The 13,596-nt window shown below is 36.9% G+C and carries 6 protein-coding genes; all 6 read right to left on the minus strand.

Annotation, left to right across the window (positions count from 1 at the left end):
• Positions 1 to 1,307, minus strand: a 1,307-nt coding sequence (locus RAO94_00280; GenBank protein ID MDP8320763.1) for a carboxypeptidase-like regulatory domain-containing protein, incomplete at its 3' end; no start/stop codon positions are given.
• Between the two features lie 813 nt (positions 1,308 to 2,120).
• The gene (locus RAO94_00285) at positions 2,121 to 2,255 is read right to left on the minus strand and encodes a DUF3387 domain-containing protein (GenBank protein ID MDP8320764.1); all 135 of its coding nucleotides are present in this window, start codon (positions 2,253 to 2,255) and stop codon (positions 2,121 to 2,123) included.
• A 28-nt stretch (positions 2,256 to 2,283) separates the two neighbouring features.
• A complete protein-coding gene (locus RAO94_00290; GenBank protein MDP8320765.1) occupies positions 2,284 to 5,526 on the minus strand; it encodes a DUF499 domain-containing protein in 3,243 nt (1,080 codons plus the stop codon).
• Between the two features lie 12 nt (positions 5,527 to 5,538).
• The gene (locus tag RAO94_00295) at positions 5,539 to 8,595 is read right to left on the minus strand and encodes a DUF1156 domain-containing protein (protein ID MDP8320766.1); all 3,057 of its coding nucleotides are present in this window, start codon (positions 8,593 to 8,595) and stop codon (positions 5,539 to 5,541) included.
• Positions 8,588 to 10,099: a putative DNA binding domain-containing protein gene (locus RAO94_00300; GenBank protein ID MDP8320767.1), complete on the minus strand. Its 1,512-nt coding sequence runs from the start codon at positions 10,097 to 10,099 to the stop codon at positions 8,588 to 8,590. The genes RAO94_00295 and RAO94_00300 overlap by 8 nt, the downstream gene beginning before the upstream one ends.
• Positions 10,100 to 13,513, minus strand: coding sequence for a helicase-related protein (locus tag RAO94_00305; protein MDP8320768.1), 3,414 nt, complete (start codon positions 13,511 to 13,513; stop codon positions 10,100 to 10,102).
• Positions 13,514 to 13,596: the final 83 nt, after the last annotated feature.

Here is a 13,596-nt window from a genome sequence, read left to right on the forward strand (position 1 = left end):
GTGGCATTGCCTGTGCCAGAATCAATTCCCCATTCCCAACCCATATCGGCTGTGAATTCTCCATTTCCATCCTCAAAGTCGAAAAATTCATTTGTTGAAAATATTGGTGCATCCCAAATTAGGTTCACTTCACTATCTTCTGCATTAGCTTCTGCAATCACATCATCAACAGGGAAAGTAATCTCATTAACGATTACGTCTCCCAGATCAAGGTTAGCAGTACCAAGATTTACCTCACCCACATAAGTTTCATATCCCTCAGTTACTATTATTAACTGATAAACAGCATTACTATAAGCACCACTAAATGTGAAATAACCGTCATTATCGGAAACTGTATCATAATTCTCAATTCCGTCAAGGCTGAGTTCTGCATTAGCAATTCCAACGGTTGGATTATCGCTGCCTACCACTCTTCCGGTGATGTCAGCATTCTCAAAAGGATCAAGATTAAAATCCTGCTGTATGGTCTCATCTTCTAAAAGTGTCACCATTACAGTTTCATCATAATATCCAAAAATATTTACGTAAACTTCATAGTCACCGGCAAATAATCCCGAAAACTCATAATAACCGTTAGCATCCGTTAGAGCTGTAAATCGTCCCTGCGGGGTCATTTCCACATTTACACCCTCAATACCTTCATTTGTTGTTGAATCATAAACATAGCCATTAAGCGAACCAACCCCATCAACATCAATTACAAACTGCGTATTTGGTACCCAGGAACGCATTGATGGTGATGCCGGAGGAAAATAAGGATCATAATCGATAGTATCACTTGCTTTAGAAAGTGAGCGTCCTTCATGTTCCGGCGTATCTTCATAGTAAAAGTCATTATCGTTTTCATAATATTCAGTATCCATCACACGCTCAACCATGACAACAAGGTTGTCACCATTATAAATATATGGCTCATCAAATATGATTTGTAATTCGCCTTCACCTGTTGTAAAACTCAGATTCCCGCTAAATACCTGTGTCAATAATCCAGCAGATATCCACGTTTCCGGTAAAGCGTCTAATGTTGTCTCACCCATCCAGATATTAAAGGGTAAATCAGACAGGTTTTGCCTAAAATAGTAAGAATAAGTCATTTCAGTAATTTCACCGGTAATTGCACCACCATTAATCCCACCTGCTGCAATTTCATCTGCAAAGTAAATGGATTCAGATAGACCGTTCTTCCACCAGAAATTTATTGGTATATAGTAATCTGCCGTTGTCCCATTTCCAACCTGAATTACTTCTGCTAACAACGGGACAGAAAATAACACTAATAACAGTAAAATAATATGTTTCTTCATAAAAATTCTCCTTTGTTAATAATATATCTTAACAAAAATACTCTATTTTATTACTTATTAAAGATATTTACCATTACATAAATACCTGAAAGCAATTAAACCCAAGAAACCCGATCCCATTTTTTCTTATAATTATATTTTCCCCAAAAACTAAATTGTATATTTCAACTCTGAAAAGTTATGTCAAGAACCTTTTTATTTTCTTAACTGGAATCCACCAGCCTTCATTATGACTAAATATTATTCTCCGTGTTATCTGCGGTAAGAAAACATTCCATTATCATAACCTCAATTTTATTTAGCCGCGAACAAACGCGAACAATTTTATTGAAATACCAGCCAAGTTTACTTCTCACCCTCTCATCTTCGTTTATTCCAGCTCTGATTACATTACACATTTAATTTTACATTTTACATTTTACATTTTCAATTTTCAATTATTCCCCCCTCTCATCTTCACACCTTCGTTTACTCCCCAGCCCTGATTAATTATATTTCGCAAATACAACCACAGTACATCTGTTAAAATATATTAATGTAAGTGATATTAATACACTTGTAACCCACAGGGGACCCACAGGGAGGGTACAGGGAGTATTACTTAAGACAGTAAAGCATTATAACTTATTGCTTGTCAGGGAGTAATATAGTAATTAATCACTTTAAGAGTAAAATCCGGAATTATTTTCAGTTATGTGATTGAAAATGTATTTATTTAGATGAAATGTTGATAGTATTTCTGGGGTATCTTGAGCATCAATTCCAGCTCTGGATTACATTTTATTACATTTAATCACTCCTTCGCGCCCTCGTTTACTCCCCAGTCAATTCCGCTGCAATCAACTCTGCCTGCTTAAGCACTGTCTCAGTAGCCAGCTTCTGCATATCAGGTGGATATCCAAATTGCCGTAAAGTCCGCTTTATGATCACTATCAACTTTGTTCTCACGCTTTACTTTGTTGTCCAGTCATTCAAATCACTCTTCTTCTTCAAGATTCAAGCCAAGTTGATTTGCTGATTCTTTGATTATTTTATAAGTTTTGCTGTTTTCTGTTAATGGATTAGCTTCAGTATTTTTGCCTTTAATGCTGATTTCAATTTCTACTTTATTTTTAACTAAAGGAATTATGAAGCTGGTAAATATCTGATTGTAGTTTTCCACGCTTACTTTGCCGTTTACTTGAATAGATTTAAATTGCCTGATTTCATCAGAATTCTGATCATTCGGCTCATCTTTTTTCCCTTTGGGATTATCTGTTGTATTTCCATTTTCGTCTTTTTTATCATCTTCCTGGGATTCTTCAGGTGATTTATAAGCTGATTTATCTAATATCCAGTAAGAATCATCTTCCACATCAAAATATGGTACATCTTCTTTGTAGAAGCAGTTCGTGAACACCTGTCCATCTCCGGCAGCGATACATAAAGCACCATTCAGGCAATACTTCTTTAAACTGGTTTCTACTGCTTCTTTTCTGCTGATCATAGGTTTATCATCAAACCTTAAGAATGCTTCATAGATATCTTTGACCTTAACAGGTTGACCTGATAATGGCAGCAGGTTATGAATCCGTAATAGATTATGTCCCAGTCCATCAATCAGCCATTCCTGTTCGCGCAACTCGCTAATAATATTTTGATTAAACTGTACAGCAAGGTTATCTTTAAAATGCCTGATCCTAAGCAGCTTTTGCTCTGTGTTCTGCTGTTTTATTACTAAAGAATAGGCACTTGCAATAGCCTTATCAGCCTGGGCAGATGTATCATCTATTTTTCGTCTAAGGTCGCTTTGTTTAGTGTTATCCAACTGGCTTCTATATTCATTATTGACCTTAAGGCAGGCAAGATAATCTCTGATCTCGGAATCTACGTGACTCTTACCGGACTCAGTACAAACCAGAAAGATAATAGTGTTTTTGTATATTCTCTCAGAATTGCCTTTTTTGCATGCAACTTTGCTAATGTAATTTTTTAACTCTCGATTTAGCTTTGGGGGATTGGCAAGGTAATCTGGGTGAGTGATAATTACAGTAAGATTTTTCTGTTCAGGTACATCTTCTGCAGGAGCAACCAGCACTCTAAAAAGTTCAATTCTATCTGCATATTTATTTAGTCTTTTGATAATCTCCACAGTGACAGAATCACTTTTAACATCTGCTCTCGCCTGATTTATGATAATATTAAGATTAGGCTCAGTAAAGAACCAGTATTTTTTGATGCCGGAACCCGCAGCAGCATAATGTAGATAATGGGCTCTTTCTTCCAGAGAATCGATAGCACCATTAATGCTGTTATGATTAATGCCACCGGGCTTAAGGATATCGAGCTTTATTTCTTTGATATTAAGACCTTTATTATAGCCCTCACCACCAAAACTGGAAAGCATTAAAGTGGAAGTAATTCCCTGAGTGAGTTCCACATTGCCATACTCCGGTCTATCACGATCAATCTTTGCAGCATTAGAATTTATACCACTAATATCAGCCTGCAATACAGCATCATAACCATTGCCGTAAAGCCTTTTTAACTGTCCGCAGAGGGCATCAAGATTTTGAAACCTTACGTCAGAAGTATGGATCAATAAATTACCATTTAGCAGAGAATTTTGTCTTTTCCATAGGTCTGAAACTATGGTAGCCAGCAATCTTAACACACCGCGGGTTCTTTGAAAGTCATGATTAGCTGCCCATCTTTTGCGGAAAACATTGATAAGTTCAGGATGAAATGGATAGGATCGCAGCATTAATTCTTTATATTGCTGCCCAAAAACATCGCCTGGCAGTTCATCCATCAGCTCCTGGTAATATTGCATATATTCGCTAACAACCTGCTGACGAACATTTTCATCACCCAGATTTTCAAATAATCTGCGCCTGATGACATCAAATATTTCTTCATCAGCAACCGGTTTGGTATCAGCACCCACACGACCCAGACGACTGGAAAGGCTGGTGAGAATATCTGCTGCCTGCTGAGAATTACCTACTTCCACCACACTGGCTGGCAGGGTTGCTATCATCATACATTTATCTGTGCGTGATATTGCTTCGGATAGTTCCTGGATAAAACTTATTGTCTGGTCGCTAAGCGTAGAAGCGCCCACGCTTACGCCAGAGGCTGATATGCAATAATCAGCTAATTCATCAATTAAGATCAAAGCTGGTTTACATTTTTGCAGCACCTTGATAAATAAACCCTTGGGCGCAGTTTTCTGCTGGTCATTTTCTTTGATTATTTCATAAGCTTCTTTGCCACCAAGCTGCCAGGCAAGTTCACCCCAAAGCGTATGCAGATGCAAACCTTCTATCTGCCTGCCCTGCACGGGATCATTTGTGGTATTAGTGAAAACAGCCACATTTGCCTGCTCAAACTTTGGATAACCAATTCTATGATACAATTCCTCAATAATACCAGAATTGATTTTATCTTTGCCAGCTTTTGCCAGATGATACAAAGAAATAAGAGTATGAGTTTTACCACCACCAAAACCAGTTTGCAGAGAAATCACTCTATTTTCCGCCTCTTCACCACCATTTAAGCCGCTGATCATTCGTTTGGCTACTGTTTTTAATCCTTCCGTGAAATAAGTCTTGGAAAAAAATACTACCGGATTTAGATATATTTCTCTACCACTGCCTTCCGCTACTTCAGAAAGGTTAGCTGCAAACACTGATTCATCAAGCTGGTTTTTCTGGATATCTATATGCGGGATAACGTTTTTGAACCAGGGTACAAGGATACCAGAATTCTGCTCTTGAGAAGAGATAACTTCTTTATTTTCTTTGAGGATGGTAATAGCTTCCACTTCTTCGTTAAAATTCAGTATCTTGAATATCTGGATCATGTTACCATAAGCTCGCTCGGTTTCAAATTCATCCACAGGCTGATAGTGTTGGCATTTATTGCGAACTTCTGCCAGCTCATCAAACCAGGTAGGCAGATTATTTACTTTTCTATCGAAATCATTTCTGAGAATATCTTTGAAGCATAATGAGAAACCCTTTAAATTGCTGTAATCAATCATACTTTTGGCTTCACGCCCCTTTTGCATCTCATCTATCCAGGAGTCTCTTTGCGCCGGATAAAGCGAATCATAATACCACTCAAACCACTTCTTGCCCTTTTGCTGCTTTAAAAGCCTTACTATATAACCTCGCATGGACTCAATAAATATCCCTAATGCCTTATATAAATTATCCTGATGCTTATTGTTTTCCACTTTCAATTCCTCCTATTCAAATAAATCCATCATATCGGTTTGTTCAACCTGCTCTTCTTTATTCTGTTTTACTTCACGCAGCAGATTCTCTTCTCCAGATATAAGCCCTGCTGCTGCCTGATGATCAATAATATCTTTAGGTAATACTTCACTCAGAGAATTTAAAACCCGCCAGAAAGGTGAACTACTATCTTGAGCTACCTTTGCCAGATATGAGATCAATTCTTTGTGGCTGCCTTTGGCGTAAATATACATTGCCCGGTGTACTTTGTCTATCTCAAAATTTCTCTGGTTCATTGCCAGTTTGCTGTCTTTTTCTATCCGGTATTCATAGTTTGCCAGTTCATGCCTGTCTTTGTGGCTTTTTAAAATATTGCACCTTTCCAGTTCACTTAGATCAAGGGCTAAGCCTATCTGAGTGATCCTCCGCACATTATCGTGATCCGTTTCACTAAATCCAAATAAATTAAGCCAGCCGATATAAAACCTGGTCACATCATCAGTTTCTATATCGCTGATAATAGCTTCAAAAGCTGATTCCCGGGCAAACTGCAACAATTCTGCTACTGTTACTTCACTGCCATCTGCCTTTTCTACTCGCAGGTATTTGCCAATCTCACTCGCTGCCTGTCCAAAACAGGATGTTAAAAGGTCTGCTCCCCGAAATCCCATACTATAGAGATATTTCACTTCTTTTTTGATGTTCTGCTCTATCGCCTTTCGCACCTCAGAAAAATCTCCAAAGTCTGCTTTAACAATGGGCTGACATGAGACGGTTACTGATGATTTTAATGCTGCATTACCTAAAGCTATCATTCTTGATTCCATTTCTGTGCTTATTGCCCAACTGCCAGTAATATTCATTTCTGCATTTAAGATGGAATTGCAAAGAGTTGTCCAGGCTTCTGTGCTTTGATGAGCAAACATGATTGATACAATTCCTGAAGTTTGTCTCTCTATCGCCTTAAATATATCCAGTAATTTATTTTCAAAATGTAGCTTTGCTTCATTTGCATCGTTATTATGATGGTGTTTTAAGGCTGTACATTCATCAGTTTTGGGTGTTTGTGGAGTAGCAAAATTTACAGGATAAATATCTCTTATTGTGCGCTTAAACCAAAGGTAGAAAAAGTCAGATAGGTCAGCATAAGCTATAGCATCATAATAGGGTGGGTCTGTAATAACACTACTTAATTCCTTTTCTTTAAACTGTTTGCTGTCTCCACTGGCGGTATTATTACATGTTGCAGAAAATGGACAATGACTTTCTGTATCAATATATCTTAATATCCAATTTAAATGGTTATTTGCACTTCCTGTAACATCACAAAATGGATTTGATTCTGGATAATCAAAAATCATGGGGATTGCCTGTCTTGAGAAAGGATGCTCTATTTTCTCACCAGTAACATTCCACCTACCAAATGTTGTATTTATCATAGAAAGTTTATTAATTAATATAGACAGATAAGTAATTAGAGCATTAGCATAGTTTTTTTCGTATTTCTGGAAAATCTCTGCTTTAACACTTTCTAAACTTTCTATCAAAGTCTGCATAACCAGCAATTGACGATCGGAAAATAGTTGTCCCCATTTATCTATACCCCAGCTAAAAGTATCTCCTCCAGCAGAATTTCTCTGCATTTTTTCAATTGGTCTGATAGTTTTAATTAAATTTCTATCAATAAAATCTTCAAATTGAAAATCTTTATTAGAGGGAATATCATAAGTTTTGCCATGCTCGGAATCATAAATAACAGCAATGATCTTTTCTTTCATAATGCCACTGATTTTTTGCTTTTTGATTGTTTTCACATCAGTGGTACTTCCGCAAACCGGGCAGATTAGATTTCCCCTGCTTGCCCATCCTTTTTCTTCGGTAACTCCTTCTTTGATTTCGAAACTTATTTCTTTATCTTTAATTACTGGTTTAAGATAGACTTTTTTATTTGGTTTATTACAAAGATAAAACTGCCTGAGCATAGGCACTTTTGCCTGACAAGCAGGATTTGAGCATTGGGCAAAGTGTGCCCAATAATAAGCCACAACATCATTCCCTTCATTATCAGTGGGATAGAGGAAACCAATTTCAACCTCAGCAAAGAGGAGCATTTTTCTGGAGAAATATTCCACATCAAAAGCGAGTCTATTACCCACAGCGAAGCCATCTTGATAAGATTCTATTTCTGTATGCTGGATACTTTCAAATACTAAATCATCATATAGTCTTTCAAATTCTTTTTCACTATAATAAATCTGTTTACCATACTTTTGCGGAAACTCCGTGCTGGCACGCTGGATGATATGAGCCACAGGGTTTATATCATTGCCATAAGTTCGGCATCCGAGTCTGGCAGCTTCCAGGGGAATAGCGCCACCACCGGCAAAAGGATCGAAAACCTTAGGCATACGACTTAAAAAGTCTTCTATTGCTTCCTGCAAAGTATTTTCTTTTGCTTTGATTTCTTTGGTTTTTTTATGCCTGTCTATGCTATTATATAAGTCCTTTTCAGCCTTCTTGATTGCTTTCAGGTGCTTATTAAAATCTTCCAAGGTATTTTGGGAAGGGTCATGAGCGACCCAGATCAGTTTTCTGGCAATAGCCAGGATTTTAGCATTATTTCTATTTTCCCATTTGATCAGGCTGTGTTCGCTGAGCAATGATTTTGCTGGCGTTTTCTTACCTTTCTTTTCGTTTTCGCTATAGATATCTGAGAATTTACCAATGAACATCAAGAGCCGGTTGCGCAGATTATCTTCCATTTTATCTTTTATATTAGTGTAGGGAATATCTTCATAAGGTTTATAATGATCTATTGCAGTATGCCCTGGTTCAGGATACAGTAATTTTCTAACTGACTGCTGGAACTGAACAGGACAATTTTCATCGAAGGGGTCTGGCACTAAAGAAGCAAATACAATTGCTCTGCATACAGGCAATGGACGGCGAGCCCACCACAGGTGCAGGGTTGATATATGCCCGTGTCTTATTGATTTATCGCGCACGCTTTCTGCTGATATTTCCTTGATAGGTAAAGCAACTTCTATTAATTTCTTTACTTTATTCATTTTCTTTTTCTATTTCCTTTACTAAATCCCAGCCTAATTCTGTGAGTTGATACTTTTGTAATCTGCTTTGCTTATTTTCTTTGTTTACCCATTCTATAATTCCCAATTTCATTAAAGGTTTTAAATGATGATTATATATACTGGAGCGGTTTTTTAACTTAAGCATAATAGTAATTTCACTTGAGCTTAACCCTTTATCCGCCAGTAAAATAATAATATCTTTTTTTCTTTTGTTTAATATTTTTAATTTCGCTGATAATAACTCTTTTTCTGACTGTATCCCTGACTGTATCCCTGACTGTATCCCTGACTGTATCCCTGATTGTGCACTGGTGCTTTCTCCTTGTTCATTTATGATAAACTGCATCTGTACATTATCACTAATCTCTCTTATTATCAGTTTCATATCTGGATATTCTGTCATTTCTCTGCGTATTTTCTTCATACCATTCCCCCACTGCTCAATGAGGGTTAATTCTTTAAAGATAGGAGCTAATATTTTATTCCTGATCTCAGAAGAATTATTATAAATATCCATGATATCAAAAGCAGCAGGTAAACTGCCCGGACTGGTGATTTCCAGTCTATTATCGAAAATAGCAACCTTGATATCGCTGCCGGTAATGGAATAATCTCTATGGATAACCGCATTTATAACAGCTTCCCTGATGGCAGTAAGCGGGTATTCCCATCTATTTTCACGATAAACCAGCCCGACTTTGGAAGATTTGGCAATATTTCTCATAATGAAATTCATCACGGCTTCCGGCTGTCTAAAGATAGGTTCATCAGCAGTGTATTGATCAAGCATGAAGTCCATATTTGTGCCTTTGAATCTGGCGCAGTTGATTTGAGCATATTTGAAATATTTTGATCTCTCTTCTTTGTTTTGCAGTAGTATACCGGCATTTGTAGGATATTGAGTATCTCGCTCAGTTTTAATCAGTTCCAGGTTCAATAATTGTTTTCTGTCAATATTTTTCCCGGTTTTCTCTTCATAAATCTGCTTAAATTCTGAGAGGTTTAATTCAATATCACCATCATAAATAATCTCGGCATCAAACGAGATATTCATTCTCTTCCTATCCAGCCTGGTAATAGTTTCTCTATCTGCCAGCCGGTTTGTTGAGCCAATCCTGATACAAGTTCCCTTATCTCTACCTTTAGCTTTGAGGTAATAGGGCAGGTGCGAGCCTGGATATACTTTTACATTTATGATATATTTATCATCTATGGTGTAAATGGTGATTTCTGGAATAATGGAAGGATAGCAACTGTCATAGATGATATTAGCAATTTTTTCTTCTGTCTTTATTACTTCATCTTCTGCAATACCTCTGATATTTCTGGTTTTATCTTCTATCCCAATAATGAGGTTGCCACCAGCACCATTACTGAAGGCGATCACCGTTTTGGCAATTTTCTCATTTGCAGGTAATTCTCTCTTGAATTCCAGTCTTCTGCCTTCAATTCCCTTCTCGATCAACCTTTTCACATCGTTCATTTATGACCCCTGGGGCAAAGCTCCTGCCTGCCATTCTCTTTCTGCCAGATAATACTGCACGCCTTTTGAACGCAAATCAAAAATCAATTTCTGACCAGGATTTTGAATTCTGTATAGCTCTGGTTTACTCTTACAATTTATCACTATATATAACCAGGCACTGTTTCCTAATTGACTGAGCCGGTTCCATTCGTTTTCGGAAAGCATAACCGCTCCGCTAAAACTTCTTCCTTTCACCTCAATGTAGCGTTTAATTTCATATTCATTTAGGCTGCGGATATCATAGCCAGCATTTTCACTGGAAACATCCTCAGGTTTCCATCCATTTTCAATTTCAAATTGCATAGCAATTTGCATGGCAATTTCTTCTACTTCATCATCACGGCTCATGCCATAATGATTTTTATATTCCAGTTGCGTGAGTGGTACAATGTATGCGCAACCGAGTACTTCTGGTTTCTTCATGTTCAATTGCTGCATTAATTCAATCTGGTTTAGACGTTTCTGCCGCTTTTCCCCTAATTCAATGATCCTTTGCTGTTTTCTTCTGATCTTTTCTTCAACGTTGGGGTCTCCAAACAGGATTTTGCTGTTTAAGTCATTTAATTCTCCGGTAAGATCAATAATAATATTTTCAAAAGCCTCCCGCAGGTATTCCTTTCTTTGAATTGCGTCATTTCCAACAATTGTTTTTACCTTATCATACTGCTTCAAAGTATAATTATTAAAGCACCATTCTTCTATCTTTTCTGTAGATTCTGATTGAGGGGCAGCGATTGACTTGGCATATACGCTTGGTTCCTGCAAATCAAGAAATTTTGCTGGAGATGTAATTTCAAGATTATCTTTTGAATTCCCATAGACAATAAATAATCTTTCATCCGCAACCGATTCCTCACTTCCCTGTCTGCGTTTATCAGAAATCTGACTTTTTACATAATAAGCAAAATAGTTCTTTTTATCATCTGGAGAAATTAATATTGTACCTTTGATCATTTCATCCCTGAATTTATTTCTTATCACTTTGATCAAAGTATCAAAAACGGGATTTCCAGGGTTAATGTAATGCGCTGTTCCAATATCCTTCAAGCTCTGATACTCCAGAAAAACATTCTTATCGAAACAGAATAGAACCTGCTTAAGATCAACATGGATGTTATAGGAAATTTTCAATTCTTCTCTTATTTCCAATGGCATCTCTTCAATACGATAAATAGACTCCCTAACTTCTGAGTATTTACCTCCCAAAGCAGCAAAAGCTTTTTCAAAAAAGAGCTTGATATATATAGGTTGAAGTCTATTCTCATCTGAATCTTCCTTTAAATGACGGGCATCACTGTAATCAACTTCGGAAAATCCAAGTTCTTTTTTCTTTTCTTCTATTTTTTCCTTGATATTAGCTTCTGTAAATTCTTCTTCAATAGCTTCACTATATTCGGTGTTTTCTCCATTGAAAGTAGTATTGAAGATGTCCTCCATGCTTACATTCTCAAAAATATCTGATATCACATCATAAACACGGTCATCTCCAAGCTGTTCCCTGATCATATCAAGTTTAAATAACAACTTCTTTAATACACTGCCTTCTCTGGTATTTTGGGCTACTAAATTGAAAACCAGAACATCCTGCTTTTGTCCATAGCGGTGAATACGCCCCATTCTTTGCTCAAGACGATTGGGATTCCAGGGTATATCCCAGTTAATCATTAAACGACAAAACTGCAAATTAATACCTTCGCCTGCTGCATCGGTTGCTAAGAGTATCTGAGAATCCCGGGCAAAACTGTTTTGTGCTTCTCTTCTTTCATCCACGGTCATGCCGCCATGAATACATACTACCGTGTAGCCACTGTTTAACAGCCTGTCCTGCAAATATTCCAGAGTATCTTTGTGCTCAGTGAAGATTACGATTTTCTCGTTTCTATCCAGAATACCTTCTGATCTGAATAGTTCGCGTAGTTTCTTTAATTTCTGTTCTTCCCTTTTGCTATTATACAATTCTTCTGCAAGTTCGAATAGGTATTTAACCTGAGATGCTTCTTCTTTTATTTCATCAATGTTTTTGGCGGTAGTGAACATTTTAAATTTTCGTGGATCAGCGAAAATTGCCTCCAATGACTCTCGCTCATCATCATCAAGCTCATTAAAATCATCTAAAGTCTCCATTGTAATATCAATCTTCTGTTTTTGAGACCATAATCCAGGGTTTTTGGCAAGTTCTTCTAATAATCCATTTAAGGCAGTATAACGATGCTTAAGGGTTTTCATTACTGCATAAATTGAACTCGTTAGCCGTCTTTGCATTACCATTAATGCCAGGCTTACATGAATATTTGATTCTGCGCTTGCTTCACGCCGCTTTCTGGATAGATACTCAGTTACTTTATCATAAAGGTTCTTTTCATCTGGTGTCAATTCATACATTGTAGTCTTAGTGTGCCTTGGCTTAAAAAGTGGGTTACCTTCCCAATCTTTCATTTCTTCCTTTAATCTTCTGATAAAAAAACGGTTTACTCCATCTTTGCTGATCTTTTTTACTCTGGCAGTTACTAAATCATCTGATGCAAAGATATCTTCATCTAATAATTGCAGCAAATTTTTGAATGTGTCTTTTCTTCCTCTATGAGGTGTTGCGGTTAATAAAAGAAGATGATCACATTGGCTGGAGAGTTCCTCCATCACCTGATAACGTTTACTGCGGTATCTTTTATTGCCATAATTAAAGGCACTTAACTTGTGTGCTTCATCCACAACTATCATATCCCAGCTTGTTTCTTTGATCGTGTTCATTATATCATCATTTCTAATGAAATCAATGGAAGTGATCAGCCTGTTAGAAGTTACAAATATACTTGGATCTGCTTGATAGGCAGCTCTATTGACAAGTTTGAAATTGATATTAAATTTTAAAGCCATCTCATCTTCCTGCCACTGCTTCGTGAGTCCACCAGGTGTAATTATCAAAATCCTTTCCAGCATTTTCCTTAACATCAATTCCTTGATCAATAATCCTGTCATTATTGTTTTGCCGGCTCCAGTATCATCTGCCAGAAGAAATCTTATTTTAGGCAATGGTAACAGGTATTTATATACAGCTTCAACCTGATGAGGCAATGGATCTATAATACTGCAATTTACAGCAAAAAGAGGATCAAACTGATAAGCTGAATTTATGCGCTCCGCTTCTGCATATAATTTAAACTTCTGGGGATCACCTTTGAAGCTGTATTCTCCTTCTTTACCAATTATTTCCAAAGAATCTAATTCTTCTTTGCTAATGATTTTATTACTTTCAAGATTGGATTGGGTTCCAATAAATTTTAATGAGTACATAATTCCTAATCTTTGGATTTTAGTCAGTTTTACGGATTCACCCTCAATCAGATTTAATATTATTGATCCTTCTTCTAACAAAATCAGTCTCCTTTCTATTATTCAATCATTTTCATAAAGTCCATTATTCTCAATAATTCAGTAAATACATAACAATAAAATCA

The sequence above is a fragment of the Candidatus Stygibacter australis genome, from assembly GCA_030765845.1.
In the GTDB taxonomy this organism is placed as follows: domain Bacteria; phylum Cloacimonadota; class Cloacimonadia; order Cloacimonadales; family TCS61; genus Stygibacter; species Stygibacter australis.

What these genes read in the sequence shown, in the direction of transcription:
- RAO94_00295 (MDP8320766.1), bottom strand. Translation starts at nt 8,595, where the DNA reads ATGAATAAAGTAAAGAAATTAATAGAAGTTGCTTTACCTATCAAGGAA.
- RAO94_00300 (MDP8320767.1), bottom strand. Translation starts at nt 10,099, where the DNA reads ATGAACGATGTGAAAAGGTTGATCGAGAAGGGAATTGAAGGCAGAAGA.